16 protein-coding genes are annotated in these 14,649 nt (G+C 66.9%); 4 read left to right on the forward strand and 12 right to left on the reverse strand.

The annotated features are described in order from the left end of the window. Nucleotides 1–6 precede the first annotated feature (6 nt). The 6 genes from ACZY0X_RS08360 to ACZY0X_RS08385 all read right to left on the reverse strand — a co-directional run bounded on the left by ACZY0X_RS08360 (nucleotide 7) and on the right by ACZY0X_RS08385 (nucleotide 4,859). Complete coding sequence (locus tag ACZY0X_RS08360; RefSeq protein ID WP_463769340.1) at nucleotides 7–1,062, reverse strand: poly-gamma-glutamate hydrolase family protein; 1,056 nt, start codon at nucleotides 1,060–1,062, stop codon at nucleotides 7–9. Next, nucleotides 1,063–2,289 carry an Nramp family divalent metal transporter gene (locus ACZY0X_RS08365; protein WP_463769342.1) on the reverse strand — a complete coding sequence of 409 codons (1,227 nt, stop codon included), beginning with the start codon at nucleotides 2,287–2,289 and terminating at the stop codon, nucleotides 1,063–1,065. 98 nt (nucleotides 2,290–2,387) lie between these two features. Beyond that, the gene (locus ACZY0X_RS08370) at nucleotides 2,388–2,621 is read right to left on the reverse strand and encodes a hypothetical protein (RefSeq protein ID WP_463769344.1); all 234 of its coding nucleotides are present in this window, start codon (nucleotides 2,619–2,621) and stop codon (nucleotides 2,388–2,390) included. A gap of 83 nt (nucleotides 2,622–2,704) precedes the next feature. Then, nucleotides 2,705–2,950: a hypothetical protein gene (locus tag ACZY0X_RS08375; RefSeq protein ID WP_463769346.1), complete on the reverse strand. Its 246-nt coding sequence runs from the start codon at nucleotides 2,948–2,950 to the stop codon at nucleotides 2,705–2,707. A 29-nt stretch (nucleotides 2,951–2,979) separates the two neighbouring features. Then, the gene (locus ACZY0X_RS08380; protein WP_463769348.1) at nucleotides 2,980–4,056 is read right to left on the reverse strand and encodes an NAD(P)H-dependent amine dehydrogenase family protein; all 1,077 of its coding nucleotides are present in this window, start codon (nucleotides 4,054–4,056) and stop codon (nucleotides 2,980–2,982) included. Between the two features lie 11 nt (nucleotides 4,057–4,067). Continuing rightward, nucleotides 4,068–4,859 (reverse strand): SDR family oxidoreductase, encoded by a 792-nt coding sequence (locus ACZY0X_RS08385; RefSeq protein ID WP_463769350.1) that lies wholly within the window; start codon nucleotides 4,857–4,859, stop codon nucleotides 4,068–4,070. A gap of 251 nt (nucleotides 4,860–5,110) precedes the next feature. Between ACZY0X_RS08385 and ACZY0X_RS08390 the strand changes: the two genes are divergently transcribed. Beyond that, complete coding sequence (locus tag ACZY0X_RS08390; protein ID WP_463769352.1) at nucleotides 5,111–5,983, forward strand: hypothetical protein; 873 nt, start codon at nucleotides 5,111–5,113, stop codon at nucleotides 5,981–5,983. Between the two features lie 52 nt (nucleotides 5,984–6,035). Here the strand turns inward: ACZY0X_RS08390 and ACZY0X_RS08395 are convergent, their stop codons facing one another. The 6 genes from ACZY0X_RS08395 to ACZY0X_RS08420 are packed head-to-tail and all read right to left on the reverse strand — an operon-like array spanning nucleotide 6,036 to nucleotide 11,238. Beyond that, nucleotides 6,036–6,494, reverse strand: a complete 459-nt coding sequence (locus ACZY0X_RS08395; protein ID WP_463769354.1) for an RDD family protein — start codon at nucleotides 6,492–6,494, stop codon at nucleotides 6,036–6,038. Then, nucleotides 6,491–6,958 carry a hypothetical protein gene (locus tag ACZY0X_RS08400; protein WP_463769356.1) on the reverse strand — a complete coding sequence of 156 codons (468 nt, stop codon included), beginning with the start codon at nucleotides 6,956–6,958 and terminating at the stop codon, nucleotides 6,491–6,493. The genes ACZY0X_RS08395 and ACZY0X_RS08400 overlap by 4 nt, the downstream gene beginning before the upstream one ends. Further along, entirely contained in the window at nucleotides 6,951–7,886 is a 936-nt protein-coding gene (gene ku / locus ACZY0X_RS08405; RefSeq protein ID WP_463769358.1) for a non-homologous end joining protein Ku, read from the reverse strand. The genes ACZY0X_RS08400 and ku overlap by 8 nt, the downstream gene beginning before the upstream one ends. Nucleotides 7,887–7,895: 9 nt before the next feature. After that, entirely contained in the window at nucleotides 7,896–8,825 is a 930-nt protein-coding gene (locus ACZY0X_RS08410) for a carbohydrate kinase family protein (protein WP_463769360.1), read from the reverse strand. After that, nucleotides 8,822–10,240, reverse strand: coding sequence for a mannitol dehydrogenase family protein (locus tag ACZY0X_RS08415; protein WP_463769362.1), 1,419 nt, complete (start codon nucleotides 10,238–10,240; stop codon nucleotides 8,822–8,824). The genes ACZY0X_RS08410 and ACZY0X_RS08415 overlap by 4 nt, the downstream gene beginning before the upstream one ends. Then, complete coding sequence (locus ACZY0X_RS08420) at nucleotides 10,237–11,238, reverse strand: NAD(P)-dependent alcohol dehydrogenase (RefSeq protein ID WP_463770565.1); 1,002 nt, start codon at nucleotides 11,236–11,238, stop codon at nucleotides 10,237–10,239. Before ACZY0X_RS08420 ends, ACZY0X_RS08415 begins: the two co-directional genes overlap by 4 nt. A 110-nt stretch (nucleotides 11,239–11,348) precedes the next feature. Here ACZY0X_RS08420 and ACZY0X_RS08425 point away from each other — a divergent pair, with 110 nt between their 5' ends. Genes ACZY0X_RS08425 through ACZY0X_RS08435 form a run of 3 tightly spaced genes read left to right on the forward strand, consistent with a single transcriptional unit; the run spans nucleotide 11,349 to nucleotide 14,633 of the window. Next, complete coding sequence (locus ACZY0X_RS08425; RefSeq protein WP_241403330.1) at nucleotides 11,349–12,296, forward strand: sugar-binding transcriptional regulator; 948 nt, start codon at nucleotides 11,349–11,351, stop codon at nucleotides 12,294–12,296. A gap of 13 nt (nucleotides 12,297–12,309) precedes the next feature. Next, nucleotides 12,310–13,665 carry an ABC transporter substrate-binding protein gene (locus ACZY0X_RS08430; protein ID WP_463769364.1) on the forward strand — a complete coding sequence of 452 codons (1,356 nt, stop codon included), beginning with the start codon at nucleotides 12,310–12,312 and terminating at the stop codon, nucleotides 13,663–13,665. After that, nucleotides 13,662–14,633, forward strand: coding sequence for a carbohydrate ABC transporter permease (locus ACZY0X_RS08435; protein ID WP_463769366.1), 972 nt, complete (start codon nucleotides 13,662–13,664; stop codon nucleotides 14,631–14,633). Before ACZY0X_RS08430 ends, ACZY0X_RS08435 begins: the two co-directional genes overlap by 4 nt. Nucleotides 14,634–14,649 lie beyond the last annotated feature (16 nt).

Below are 14,649 nucleotides of genomic sequence, written 5' to 3' on the forward strand. Positions count from 1 at the left end.
ATGGGTCTAGACGGGCCGCCAGGTGCGGGCCGCCGTCACGAGGCCGTCGACCAGCAGTGAGGTGGCGCGGGTCAGTCCGTCCTCGCCCACCGGACCGCTGCGCGGGCTGGTGCCGCGCACTCGGGGGGTGAGCTCGAGTTGGGCGCCACCACCCCGTGGCTTGTTCACGGGGTTGTCGGGGTGCATCCCGCGTAGCTCGCGCGGGATGGAGTCCAGTTCGGTGATCACCTGATAGCCGGGCAGCGCAACGGTGTCGGCGAGGTGCGCGGCCAATGCGCGGTTGCGGCCACCGGCGAGTAGGTGGGTGCTGCGGCCGATGCGTCCGTAACCGTGCAGCGAGACCGCGAACTCGACGTGGTCGAGGAACTCCGCGAGACGGTCGGACTCTGCGGCGGCATAGGACGCCGACGGCAGGTGGTACGGGTAGTTGTCGGGGTGGCGCAGGGCGTAAACCGACGCGCCGGCGGCCTCGGCGGCGCGTTCGGCGATCACGTCGGTCATCTGCTCCAGGCCGCCGCCGTGGATCGCGAGGAACCCGAATCCCGATCGCAGCGTGCTGGACTCCTCGACATGGGGATCGGCCAACAGTTCTGAGAGTGATTGCGGCCCAGGCGTTTCAGTCGGCGCGAGGGCCCGCGGCCAGTGCTTCGGATCCCACCGGTGCAGAAAGTCCACCCAACGCTGCGGCAGCCCGTGGTGGCGCGCGCCGTCGATGACCCGCTCCAGGTATCCGGGCCGGGGGGCGCCGGGTTCGACGCGGTGGTCGATGTAGACCCAGGCGCGGCGCGGGCCGTGCTCGGTGTGCACGACGAGGATGTCGCGGCGGTACCGGACGGGCACACCCTCGGCGCTGTCGAGGACATCCAGATCGTTGTCGCTGACCTGCCAGAGCACGCCGTGCACCTCGGCTCCGTCGACGGGTTCCACGGTCGCGACGCCGCGCTCGTTGATCAGCCAGTCATGGTCGGCGAGGGTTGCCGGCAGCGGGTTGAGCGCATCGGGGCAGCGCTGCGCCATCTGCGCAACGTTCAGGTTCGATCCGTACGCGAAGTACGGCTGCATTCAGCCCGTGACGGTCAAGTAGATCAACACCACGTTCAACACCGTAATCACTCCGGCGACCAACCATCCGAGCGCGGTGGTCACGCGGTGGTTGACGTCGGCGCCCATCAGCACGCGATCGCTGGTCAGGCGTACCAGCGGGATCAGGGCGAACGGGATGCCGAACGACAGCACGACCTGCGAGAGCACCAGCGCCCGGCTGGGGTCCACGCCGATGGCCAGGACCACGAGTGCGGGGATCAGCGTCACCAGTCGCCGCAGCAGCAGCGGGTAGCTGCGCCGCAACAGGCCCTGCATGATCATCGCTCCGGCGTAGGCGCCCACCGACGTCGAGGCGAGACCTGAGGCGAGCAGTCCGATGGCGAAGAACAGGGCGACCGTGTGGCCCAACGTGTTCTGCACCGCGGCGTGGGCGCCCTCGATGGAGTCGGTGTTCTCCATACCCTGCAGGTTGGTCGCGGCGACCAGCAGCATCGCGAGGTTCACCGCCCCCGCGACGAGCATGGCGAGGCCGACGTCGTAGCGGGTGATCCGCAGTAGGCGGCGTCGCGGGGCGCCCGCCTCGGGATGGCCGTGCCGGTCGCGGGCAAGCCCCGAGTGCAGGTAGACGGCGTGCGGCATGACGGTCGCCCCGAGCATGGCGGTGGCCAGCAGGATGCTCTCCGGGCCGTCGAACCGGGGGAGCAGGCCGCCCGCCACGTCTGCGGGTGACGGCGGCGCGACGAAAAGGCTGGTGAGGAAGCCGATCGCGATGACGAGCAGCAGCCCGGTGATCACGCGCTCGAACATCCGTTGGCCGCGTCGGTCCTGGACGGCCAGCAACAGCAGTGAGACGGCGCCTGTGATCACGCCGCCGATGAGTAACGGCAGGTCGAACAGCAGATAGAGCGCTATCGCACCACCGACGACCTCGGCGAGATCAGTTGCCATGGCCACGAATTCGGCCTGCAGCCAGTACGCGATACGGGTGCGGGTGCGGGAGTGGTCGGCCACCGCCTCGGGCAGGCTGCGCCCGGTGACCAGGCCGAGCTTGGCCGACAGGTACTGCACCAGGCCGGCCATCACGTTGGCGACCAGGATCACCCACACCAGTAGGAACCCGAACTGGGCGCCGGCGCTGACGTTGGCGGCGACGTTGCCGGGGTCGACGTAGGCGATCGCGGCGACGAATGCCGGTCCGAGCAGCAGCATGCCCGGGCGTACCCGCGCCTTGGTTTCGGTTGCCAACGAACTCACTCTCTATCCGGGATGGCGAATAGAAAAGTTAGGTTAGCCGAAACCCTCAGGTCATGGCAATCGTGCCCCTGTTTTCAGGGCCGGGGGCGCTACCAGACGCCCAGCACGAAGCCGCCGCCGTACGGCCAGCCATAGAAGGGACCGCTATTCATTGCGGGCGGCGATGTGGTGATCGAGTTGCTGCCCTTTGTGGCGCACTGCGTGGTGTTCGGGGCGGTGTTCACACACGTGGGTTGGGCCGCGGCCACTGGCGCTGCCAGGACCGCGAGGCACACACCGATGGCCGCCAGAAGCGGCACCGAATAGCGAGACGTGATGGTCATGACCTGCTCCGATCGCTGCAGCAATGATACGCCGCAGAGCGCAGGTCAGGACCGTCAGCGCCGCGTCAGAGAACGAAGAACCGTTATAGAACGAAGAAGTCGTCGTCCCACGGGAACATGCCGTAGCCGGGCTCGGGCGGGGTGGCGTCGATCTGGACGTTGCCGGGGCTGGCGCAGTCGGTGGTCTGGCCGCCCTCGACGGATGACCCGCCGGTGACCTCGCACTGGGGCAGAAGCGGGTTGGGGGGCTCCGCGGCGGCAGTGGGCGCGGCCGCGACGGCGACGCCGGCGGCGAAAATCATTGGAACGACGAAGCGAAGTGCACTCATTTGACTCTCCTCAGTCTCGGGCAAACGCGTCAATTGGGAGCGTACAGCCCTCGTCCCGTCACGAGTGGAAGGTCCAGGGTGGTGCGGATTCCGGGCGGTGCGGCAACCACTTCCGGGATGGCATTGACGACTCTGGCTGCTGTCGCCACCAGCCCCGCGTGGTTGTGATCGCCGTTGCGACTACTGAGACACAGGTCGAGTGCATACGACGGTTCGCCGGTGATCTCGATGCGGTAGGAGCCGCCCTCTTGCGCGGGTTGCGGCCACTCCGGATGCAGGTCATCACGGAGGCGGGTGACGTGTTCGAGAACGACGGCCGCCTTGCCGTCCTTCATTCCGCGAACCTCGAACCGCAGCGCGGCGGCGGTGCCCTTCGCGATGTGTCCGGAGGCGATGTCGAAGTCCTCCGGTGCCGGTGTCCGCGTGTGGGTCTCGGTCACCTCGTCGAGTTCGATGCCCAGCCCGGCGGCCAACTGCCGAACCACCGAACCCCACGCCAGGCTCAGTACCCCCGGCTGCAGCAGCATCGGGGTCTCATCGAGCGGCCTGCCGAAGCCCATCACGTCGAACATCACCGTGGCGCTGTCGTAGGTGTCGTAGTTGATGATCTCCATGCACCGGATCTGCTCGATGCTCTGGCAGGTTCCGGCCAGCGCCATCGGCAGCAGGTCGTTGGCGAAACCCGGATCGATACCGCCGACGAACAGGCTGGCCTGGCCGGACGCCGCCGCGTCTGCGATCGGGGCAATCATGTTCTCGGGCAGCGTCTGCCACGGGTACTGCAGGAACACCGCGCTGCTGCCGACGAGGTTGACGCCCGCCGCCAGGATGCGCCGGTAGTCCTCGAGCGCCTCGACCAGGCGGTTGTCCGCCATCGCGGTGTACACCGCGCAGTCGGGTCCGGTGGCGAGCACGTCGTCGAGATCGGTGGTGGCGATGATGCCCGTCTCTATGTCGAGCCCGGCAAGTTCACCCGCGTCCTTGCCCTTCTTGGAGTCTGACGACACCCATACGGCGGTCAGCTCGAAGCGGGGGTCGTTGATCAGCTGGGTCAGCGCGTGCTGGCCAACGTTTCCGGTGCCGATCGCGGCGACTTTGATGGGCAACTCGGTGCTCCTCACAGATCGGGGATGGGAAGGTCGAGGTTGGGGAACGTGAGGCCGCCGTCGACCTCAAGGGTCTTGCCTGTCAGATAGCTACCGGCCGGCGACGCGAGATAGACAGCGGCAGCGGCGATGTCGACCGGATCGCCGAGACGGCGCATCGGGGTGGCCTTCTCCATCGGCTCACGGAGGCTGTCGTTGGAGGCCACCACCTCCAGCGCGGAGGTCAGGATCGAACCTGGTGCGATGGCGTTGACTCGGATGCGCGGCGCGAGGTCCAGCGCGGACAGTCGGGTGTAGTGCGCGAGTGCGGCCTTGGCGGTGCCGTAGGCGGCGAATCCGCGACCGGCGGTCCGGCCCATCGTCGAGGTGATGTTGATGATGCTTCCGCCGCCGGAGTGCTCGAGCATCAGCGGGACGGCCGCCGTCGTCAGCGCGTGGGCGGTCGCGACGTTGAACGTGAACGCGTCGCGCAGGTCCTTCGTCGAGGTGTTCAGTAGCGCGTTGGGCATCGTGCCGCCGACATTGTTGACGACGATGTCTAGTTTGCCGAACGCCTCGACTGCCGCGTCCGCGAGCTTGGCGGTGTCCTCGGGGTGGGCGAGGTCGGCGACGACGACATGGGCTTTGCGGCCGACGCCCCTGATCTGCTCGGCCACTTCGTCGAGCTGGGACTGTGTGCGCGCCGCGATCACCACGTCCGCACCGGCTTCGGCGAACGCCAGCGCCATCGCGGCACCGAGTCCGCGGCCCGCCCCGGTGACCACTGCCACCTGGCCGTCGAGCTTGAACCTGTCGAGAATCATGTGTTCCTCACTTCCCTCGCCGGGCGTCACGGTAACAAGGGTTACGGCTCGGCGTGGTCGGTTTCTGGAACACGTTCTAGTTCTCGTCGAGATCTGCACACGCGTCGTGATTCCTCATGAGGCACGACGCTTGTGCAGAAGTCGGCGTGAAATGCGCGAGTTCTGCACAGGCGTCGTTCCATCCACAGGGTGGTGGCGCCCGATCGCTGTTGTGAACGCGACTCGTCTGCTGCCTCGGCCAGCGTTCAGGCATGTGGATACCGTTCGTTGGCAGTGAAGCGATCAGCGCCGGCAGCCTGACGCCCGGTGGTCTGCGGTGGAATCACCAAGCGGTGCATCCAGGCGTCTACGTACCGAAGAACACCGAGCAGACCTTGTTCACGCGCACGGTCGCCGCGTGGCTTTGGACTGGGCGCCGAGGCGTTATCGCCGGGCGGGCTGCGGCCGCGCTGCACGGTGCGCGGTGGGTTGATGACGCCACACCCATCGAGATGATCGCCGAGCACACCCGGCCGCGCCCCGGCGTGATCATTCGTGAGGAGCGGATCGCGGCCGACGAGATCACCTGGATTGGCGAGCTTCCCGTGACCTCGTTGGCGCGCACGGCACTCGACCTCGGCCGACATCTCCCGCGCGATCGAGCCGTGGCCCACCTCGACGCACTGGCCGCCGCGATCGGTGTGTCAGCCATCGAGGTGGCCGACCCACTTGAGCGGTACCGCGGCGCGAGGGGAGTGCGGCGTGCGCGAGAGGCACTGGTGCTGATGGACGGCGGCGCACAGTCACCGAAGGAGACGTGGTTGCGACTGCTGCTCATCGATGCGGGTCTACCCGTTCCGCGAACACAGATCCGCGTCGCCGACGGCAGGCGCGTGGCGTTCATCGATATGGGATACGACGAGCCGATGGTGGGCCTGGACTACGAGGGCGCACACCACAGCACCACGCGGACCCAGTACGTGCACGACATCTGGCGCGCCGAACTCATCGACCGCCAGGGCTGGATCGATCTCCGGGTCGTCGCCGAGCACAGCCGCCAGTTCATCCTGCACCGAGTCCGCGAGGCGTTCGCACGCCGCGGATTCACGCCGCCACCTCCGCCGAGATCTGCAGGGCGGTCGTGAATTCGCGACGTGAGCGACGCTGGTGCAGAAGTCGCGCGGCCGCAGGACGCGGCTACTCGGCGGCGCGGGTGACGTACACGACCCGGGTGCCGAAGGCCAGGTCCTGAATCGAGCGACGTCTGCTGTCGACGGCCACCCAGGCCAGTCCGATGGGGAACACGACGCACGCGATGGCTCGCAGTAGCGCCGACAGAACCGACATCCGCTCGGCGCGTCTGCCCACCACCCGCAGGCCCATGATCACCGCCCCTGCGGTGCAGCCCGAGACAGCCCAGCAGCCCGCCAGGTAGAGCACCGCGACACCGAACGTCACCGTGCTGGAGAACAGCACGCCGACCGCGGGGAAGCGAAAGCCCGAGGGGTTCAGCGCAAGCGACGTGAGTACCAGCCCGACGTAGAGCATGCCGATGACCACCAACACCACGGCGAGGTCCACGACAGCTGCCACGCCACGGCTCACGATGCCGGCGCCGCGCGGTTCGACATCGGGCAAGTGCGCGAACTCGGTCAACGGGAGCCCCTGTCGCGCCTCAGGATTCGATCGACAATGCCAGCCACGGCGTCGTCGGCCCGCTCGCCCCCGCTGCGTACGTCGGACATGACATCCGCGGTCACGGTGCTGGTGGACTCCCGGATGATTGCCGGGAGGTCGATGCCCGCGACGACCTCGTCGGCCAACCCGATGAGATCAACGCGCTCGCGCACGAGTGCATTGATGTCGAGCTCGTCGAGCACGAGTTCAACCAATTCGACGGCCACGGCGGCAATGGTGGCCTTCAGTGGTTCCAAGCCGTTCGCCACGACTTCCTCGCCGCGTCGCTCCAGAACAGAGCGGGCGCCGGCCAGCCGCGCTCCCACGATCGGCAGCCGTTCACACGCGCGATAGGTCTCGGCTGCGACGCCCAGTGCCGTTACCGCGGTGCCGATGGCGACATTCGTCAGTGGGTGCTTGGCGATGCCCGACAGGTCAGTCACGGGACTGCTTGGCTGGTGCCTTCTTGGCAGCGGCCTTCTTCGCGGGCGCCTTCTTGGCGGCGGCCTTCTTCGCCGGTGCCTTCTTGGCTGGTGCCTTCTTGGCCTCGCCATCGCCATCGGACTTCGATGCACCCTTGCGAGCCTTGACGCTGGCCTCCAACTTGGCGAGCAGGTCCGAGACGTCGTCGGTGGTCTCGTCGAGATTGGCGGGCTCCTGCTCCTCGGTCGCGAACGCCTCTCCGCCTTCGAGTTTGGCCTGCACCAGTTCGTGGAGCTGTTCCTGGTAGTCGTCGCGGAACTGGTCGGGGTGGAAGTCGTCGGTCATCGACTCGACCACCTGGCCGGCCATCTTCAACTCGGAGGGCTTGACCTCGACCTTCTGATCGAGGATCGGGAAGTCGGGGTCGCGGATCTCATCGGGCCACAGCAGCGTGTGGATCACCATGACATCGCGCTTGCTGAAGTCCTTGACCCGCAACGCCGCCAGCCGCGTCTTGTTGCGCAACGCGAAGTGCACGATCGCGACCCGGTCGGTCTCGGCGAGCGTCTTGGCCAGCAGTACGTAGGCCTTCGACGACTTCGAGTCGGGCTCCAGGAAATAGCTCTTGTCATACATCAGCGGGTCGAGCTGATCGGCGGGAATGAACTCGACGACCTCGATCTCGCGGCTGCGCTCCTCGGGCAGCGTCGCGATGTCGTCATCGGTGATGATGACGGTCTGGCCGTCATCGGAGTCATAGGCCCGGGCGATGTCGCGGTACTCCACGACCTCGCCGCAGACCTCGCACACGCGCTTGTACCGGATGCGCCCGTTGTCCTTCTCATGCACCTGGTGGAACTTGATGTCGTGGTCCTCGGTCGCGCTATAGACCTTGACCGGGACGTTCACCAGCCCAAAGGCGACCGAACCCTTCCAGATGGAACGCATAGTTCAGTATTACCCACTTTGCTGGCCGCGTTGCAGCGCCGCGCGATCCGGCAAGTCGGCGCCGGCGCGCGCCACGGTCAGCGCTGACGCCAGCGCGGCCTCTCCCAGCACGTACTCCAATTGAGCGAGGTCGATGCGGGCCAGGGCTCTGCGCCGTTCGGCACCCAGCAGGCCCAGCGACCACAGCGCGTCGATGAGCCCCGTCATGAATGCGTCGCCCGCTCCAACGGTGTCGACCACCTGCACCGGAGGCGCACCGACGCGGACCACGCCCGCGGCGCTCACGGCGAACGCCCCGCGCTCGCCCATCGTCACCGCGACGATCGACGGCCCCAGCGCCTGCCATGCGGTCGCGATCTGCTCCGGTGAGCGGGCCGGGTCGATCCAACGCAGATCCTCGTCGCTGGCCTTGACCACGTCGGCCTTCTCGACCAGCCGGTCAATTCTGGCGATCGCCTGCCCGCGTTCGGTGATGAGCGCGGGCCGCACGTTGGGGTCATACGTGATGGTCGCCGCGGTTCGGTAGGCGTCCAACAGGGCCGCGGTGGCCAGACATCCGGGGTCGAGGAACGCGGCGATCGATCCGGTGTGTGCCACCAGCGGTGGCGCCACCTCTGCGGTGCCCGACAGCCGCCAGTCGATGTCGAACTCGTAGTCGGCCGCGCCCGCCTCATTGAGGTGCGCCATCGCGGTAGGCGTCCTGGCTGCAGTCGTGCTACCCGAAACGAGCTGCACACCAGATGATTCGACGTACTCGGTGATGCGGCGCCCGCGGTCGTCGTCGGCGATGTGAGTGAGGAAGTCGACACCTCGACCCAGCCTGCCCAGCCCGATCGCCACGTTGAGCGGGCTGCCGCCGACGTGCTCGCCCATTACTCGCCCGTCGCGCTCGACGATGTCGATGAGTGCCTCTCCGATGACCAGAGCGCGTTCGGTCATGACGACACCTGCCCGACCAGGGCCTGCAGTGTCGCGCGGGCGCCGTGACGGTGCAGCGAGTCCAGGGCCCACAGGTATGCCTCGACGAAGCGTGGCTGCTGCGCGAGATCGCCGAACACGTCAGTGTCGGAGATGAACGCCGTCGGCTCCTGGAGTTGCGACTTTGCCAGTGGCACCAGCGTTTCCGCGAGCTGGTCCTGCACGTCGATCGGCTCACCCTGTTCGTCGACGCCCTCGGCGTAGCGGGCCCAACTGGCGACGGTCGCCGCCGACATCTTGATGGGCGCTCCGCTGCGCAGGTTCTCCCGGATCACGGGCAGTAGCCACTTCGGGATGCGATCCGAGGAGCCGAAGCACAGCCGGACGATGGTGTCGCGCACGCCGGGGTTGGCGAACCGCTCGATCAGCGTCTGCTTGTACTCGGGCAGGTCGACGCCGGGGACGGGTTTCAGTGTCGGCGTGCCCTCGGCATCCATGTACTGGCGGAGGAACTCGGCGAACAGAGGGTCACGCGCCGCGTCGTGCACCAGGCGGTACCCGGCCAGATAGGCGAAGTAGCACAGGCACTGGTGGCTGGCGTTGAGCAGACGCAGCTTCATCAGCTCATACGGTGTGACGTCGTCGACGATCAGCACGTCGACGTCCTCCAACGGCGGCCGCCCGCTTGAGAACGAGTCCTCGAGCACCCAGGAGGTGAACGGCTCCGCGGCGACCGGCCACTGATCCTCCACGCCGAAGTCCGCTGCGAGGGAGTCGATCACCTCCGGCGACGTGACGGGGGTGATGCGGTCGACCATCGAGTTGGGAAAACCGGTGTGTTCGTCCATCCACTCGGCGAGACCGGGATGATGCTGCCGTGCGTATGCGGTGAAGGCGTCGCGCGCGACGTCGCCGTTGCCCTCGATGTTGTCGCACGACACGATGGTCGGTGAGGGCACACCGCGCTCCCGCCGTCGCGCGAGAGCCCGGGTAACCAGTCCGAACACGCCGTCGGGCGGTGCGGAGTCGATGGAATAGCCGCCCTCGGTGATGGTCAGCGAGATGATGCGGGTGGCGGGTGAGGCCAGCATCTCGATGACGGACTCCGGGTCGTCGGGGGCGTATCGGTAGTCGATGATCGACCCGATCACGCGTGCGTCGCGGGTGCCGTCGGGGTTCTCGGTGACCAGTGTGTACAGGCAGTCCTGGGCGGCCATCACGTCGGCCATCCTGCGATCGGCGGGCATGACGCCGACGCCGCAGATGCCCCAGTCCTTGGCCTGGCCCCGCTGGAGCAACCGGTCGACGTACACCGCCTGATGTGCGCGATGGAAGCCACCCACCCCGAAATGGACTATGCCGACGGTGATTTCACTGCGGTCATACGTCGGCTTGTCGATCGGGATATCGGCCAATGTCGCGTTGCTGAGCTTCATGACACCCTCACCACCGTCTTCACGCTACCCGGCACGAGATCGGTGTCGAGGGCATCGGCGACGTTCTCGAGCGGGAAACGTGCCGTCACCATCGCATCGAGGTCGACGCGTCCCGACGCGACCAGCGCGATCGCCGTCGGCCAGGTGTCGGCGTACCGGAACACGCCCGTCAGCGTCAGCTCCCGGTTCTGGATCACCTGAGTCGGCAGCGTCATCTCCTCGGCGCCCGACCCGACCAGGACGATGGTGCCCGCGGGCCGGACCGCACGGATTCCCGCGTTGACGGCGCTGGGTGCGCCGGATGCGTCGATGAATGCATCCACCTCGAGATCGCCGACATCGCGAGTGGTCGGGTCGATCGCCGAGGTGGCGCCGAAGCTCAGCGCCCGGTCGCGGCGCGGGGCGTCGGGATCGCTCACGATGATCTCGGTCGCACCGTAGGCACGAGCCAGTTGTGCGATGACGATGCCGATCGGCCCGGCGCCGGCGATCAGTACTCGCGCGCCCGCGCCGAAGGCGGCCTTGCGCACTGCGGCGATGCCGACCGACAGCGGTTCGCACAGGGCGGCGGCCTCATCGCTGACGGTGTCGGGCACGGGATGCGCGAAGCCCGCACCGATGGTCACGTAGTCGCAGAAGGCGCCGTCGATGGGGGGCGTGGCGAAGAACTCCATGTGTGGGCACAGGTTGTAGTGGCCACGGCGGGTCTCGGCGCTATCGGGATCGGGCCGCTGCGGTTCGATGGACACGCGTTGTCCGATGCGCGCCGGATCCACTGACTCGCCGACGGCGACGATGGTGCCCGCCGCCTCGTGGCCGAGGACTAACGGCCCGTCGACGACGAAGCTGCCGACCCTGCCGTGCCGGAAGTAGTGGGTGTCGGACCCGCAGATCCCCACTGTCGAGACCTTGACCAGTACATCCCCTGGCCCCGGGGCTGGCACTGGGCGTTCCTCCATCTCGATGCGGCCCGGCTCGGACAGCACGGCGGTCCGCATCCGGTTAGGAATCGAGGGTGTTGTGTACGTCACACTAGGATGTTAGCGTGATGAGCATCTACACGCATCCATGAGCAAATGCTCACTATCGAAAAGGTAGAGCGCACACAGTGGCCCTGTCATCCGAAACGGCGAGCAAATCGACACCCGATGATTTGCGCCTGGCCCTGCGCGCCGCGACGTTGTACTACCTCGACGGTCTGACCCAGGCCGAGATCGCCGCCAAGCTCGGTGTCTCGCGACCGACGGCCGGACGACTGGTCGCCCGGGCCAAGGCGAAGGGTCTGGTGCGCATCGAGGTCGTCGTCCCGCCGACGATGAAGGACGACCTGCACGCCGAGGAGGAACGACTTCTCGAGGAGCGCTACGGGCTGACCGAGGCCGTCGTGTCCGGGCACCTCGGTCGCGCGTCGGCGGCGCTTCTGATGCGACGCCTCTCGGAGGACGACGTGCTCGGTTTCACCTGGGGGCCCGAACAGGTCGCCGCGGTCACCGCACTGACCCCTGGTGTGGCGAGCTGCCGTGTCGTGGTGCAGCTCGACGGCGCCATGTCCACCGCGCAGTACCAGACCGGCATGGAGTTCATCATCAGTCGCAGCGCAGACATGTTGCGGGCCAGTCCCATGCGCTTGCCGGCCCCGCTGTACGCGGACGCCTCGACGGTGGTGTCGCTGCACAGCGACTCGGGAATCTCGCGCACGTTGGAGACCGGGCGCCGCGCCGACACGATGCTTTTCGGCGTGGGATCCGCGTCCACCTCGACCACGCTGTTCGAGGGGAGCTTCCTGGACGTGCGGATGCTCGACGAGCTCGTCGCCCTCGGTGCGGTCGGCGAGATCGGCGGGCGGTTCTTCGACGCCGACGGTGCCGCGGTCGACACCGAGCTGGCCAGCCGGGCGGTATCCGTTCCGTTGGAGGACATCCGCGGGTGTGAGAAGACGATCCTGGTGTGCAGCGGACCGCCGAAGTACGAGGCGACGCGTGCCGCACTTCGGGGCGGACTGGCCAAGCTCATCGTCTGCGATATCGATTGTGCACGCTGGCTATTGGATCAATGAGAGGCGGCAGTAAGTGAAAGCGAATCGAAGGGTGCTGCATCGACTCGCGGCGTGCGTCGCCGCTGTCGGTCTCACGTTCACCGCGGGATGCGCCGGCGCAGGCAGCATGGGCTCCTCGGGGAACACCGTGACCATCGCACTGGTGTCCAACTCTCAGATGACCGACGCTCAGGCACTCTCGAGCAGGTTCGAGGCCGAGAACCCCGATATCAAGCTGCGTTTCGTGACGCTGTCGGAGAACCAGGCGCGCGCCAAGATCACCGCATCCACCGCAATGGGCGGCGGCGAGTTCGACGTCGTGATGATCAGCAACTACGAGACCCCGCAGTGGGCCGAGAACGGCTGGCTGGTCAACCTCTCCGAACTCGCGGCGAAGACGCCCGGCTATGACGAGGATGACTTCATTCCGTCGCTGCGCCAGTCGCTGTCCTATGACGGCTCGATGTATGCGGTGCCGTTCTACGGCGAGTCGTCGTTCCTGATGTACCGCAAGGACCTCATGGAGGAAGCCGGCATCACCATGCCGCGCGAACCCACGTGGCAGGAGGTCGCCGACGCGGCCAAGAAGCTCGACACCCCCGACAGGGCCGGTATCTGCCTGCGCGGCAAGCCCGGCTGGGGTGAGGTGCTGGCGCCGCTGGACACCGTGATCAACACCTTCGGTGGGCGCTGGTTCGATGAGGAGTGGAACGCCCAGCTCACCAGCCCTGAGGTCGAGCGGGCCGTGCAGTTCTACGTCGACACCGTCCGCTCGGTCGGTGAACCCGGCCCCGCGACAAGCGGTTTCAACGAGTGCGCGACGCAGCTTGCGCAGGGCCAGGTCGCGATGTGGTACGACGCCACCTCCGCGGTGTCGGTGCTGGAGAACCCGGATTCCAGCACTGTGGTGGGCAAGATCGGCTATGCCTTCGCCCCCAAGGTCGAGAAGGCCAAGCCGGGTTGGCTGTACAGCTGGGCGTTGGGCATCCCCAAGAGCAGTGAAAACCAGGAGGCCGCATGGAAGTTCATCTCCTGGATGACCAGCAAGGAGTACCTGAAGATGGTCGGGGAGACCCTCGGCTGGGAGCGGGTGCCCCCGGGTAGCCGGCTCTCGACCTACGAGATTCCCGAGTACAAGGAGGCCGCCGCCGCATACGGCCCGCTGACGCTGGAGTCGATCGAGGCCGCCGACCCGGACAAGCCGACCGTCCAACCGGTGCCCTACACCGGAGTTCAGTTCCTGGCCATCCCCGAGTTCCAGGATCTCGGCACCAGGGTCAGTCAGCAGATCAGCGCTGCCATCGCAGGTCAGAAGACGGTGCCCGAGGCGTTGGCGCAGGCGCAGAAGTACGCACAGGTCGTCGGCGATACGTACAAGGAGAAGTCATGACCACTCTGAACGCATCGGAGCAGCGCGCCGCCGAACAGGATTCCGAGCACGTCGCGCGGATCAAACAGAAACAGGACCCTGGCGTCTCCCGGGCGGAGGGGTGGCGACTACGGGGGCCGCTGCTGCCGGCGCTGATCTTCATGATCGTCGTCACCCAGATCCCGTTCCTGTTCACGCTGTACTACTCGACGCTGTCGTGGAACCTGGTACGGCCGGGTAGCAGTCAGTTCGTCGGGCTCAAGAACTACCTCGACGTGGTCCAGGACAGCACGTTCTGGCAGGTCGCCCTCACCACGGTCATCCTCATCGTCGGCACCGTCCTGATCTCGGTGATCCTGGGGCTGCTGCTGGCGCTGCTGCTGGACCGGGCGTTCCTCGGCCGCGGTATCGTCCGGACGCTGCTCATCACGCCGTTCCTCATCACACCCGTTGCGGGAGCGCTGATGTGGAAGACCGCGATGCTCGATCCGGTGTACGGCATCGTCAACTGGGTGCTCAAACCGTTCGGCCTCGGGGGAATCGACTGGGTGAGTCAGTTCCCGTTGACCTCGGTGATGATCAACCTGGTCTGGCAGTGGACGCCGTTCATGATGCTGCTGATTCTGGCCGGTCTGACCTCGATGCCCCGGGACCAGTTGGAGGCGGGCAGGGTCGACGGAGCCACCGGCTTCCAGTTGTTCCGGGAGCTGACGTTGCCGCATCTGCGCCGGTTCATCGAGCTCGGCACGGTGCTGGGGGCGATCTATCTGGTCAACACGTTCGACGCGATCTACATGATGACGCAGGGCGGTCCGGGTACGGCGAGTGCGAACCTGCCGTTCTACATCTACCAGCGTGCGTTCCTCGGATTCGACATCGGCCAGGCCGCGGCCATGGGCGTCATCGTCGTGATCTTCACCATGATCATCGCCAGCTTCGCGCTTCGGTTGATCTTCAAATCATTCACCGGCAAGGAAGAGGCCGCCTGATGGCCGCGGACGCGAG

It is taken from the genome of Mycobacterium sp. IDUB_39, from assembly GCF_055419205.1.

What these genes read in the sequence shown, in the direction of transcription:
- ACZY0X_RS08370 (WP_463769344.1), bottom strand. Translation starts at nt 2,621, where the DNA reads ATGACCATCACGTCTCGCTATTCGGTGCCGCTTCTGGCGGCCATCGGT.
- ACZY0X_RS08375 (WP_463769346.1), bottom strand. Translation starts at nt 2,950, where the DNA reads ATGAGTGCACTTCGCTTCGTCGTTCCAATGATTTTCGCCGCCGGCGTC.
- ACZY0X_RS08420 (WP_463770565.1), bottom strand. Translation starts at nt 11,238, where the DNA reads ATGCGGACCGCCGTGCTGTCCGAGCCGGGCCGCATCGAGATGGAGGAA.
- ACZY0X_RS08385 (WP_463769350.1), bottom strand. Translation starts at nt 4,859, where the DNA reads ATGATTCTCGACAGGTTCAAGCTCGACGGCCAGGTGGCAGTGGTCACC.
- ACZY0X_RS08435 (WP_463769366.1), top strand. Translation starts at nt 13,662, where the DNA reads ATGACCACTCTGAACGCATCGGAGCAGCGCGCCGCCGAACAGGATTCC.
- ACZY0X_RS08410 (WP_463769360.1), bottom strand. Translation starts at nt 8,825, where the DNA reads ATGACCGAACGCGCTCTGGTCATCGGAGAGGCACTCATCGACATCGTC.
- ACZY0X_RS08390 (WP_463769352.1), top strand. Translation starts at nt 5,111, where the DNA reads ATGTGGATACCGTTCGTTGGCAGTGAAGCGATCAGCGCCGGCAGCCTG.
- ACZY0X_RS08360 (WP_463769340.1), bottom strand. Translation starts at nt 1,062, where the DNA reads ATGCAGCCGTACTTCGCGTACGGATCGAACCTGAACGTTGCGCAGATG.
- ACZY0X_RS08415 (WP_463769362.1), bottom strand. Translation starts at nt 10,240, where the DNA reads ATGAAGCTCAGCAACGCGACATTGGCCGATATCCCGATCGACAAGCCG.
- ku (WP_463769358.1), bottom strand. Translation starts at nt 7,886, where the DNA reads ATGCGTTCCATCTGGAAGGGTTCGGTCGCCTTTGGGCTGGTGAACGTC.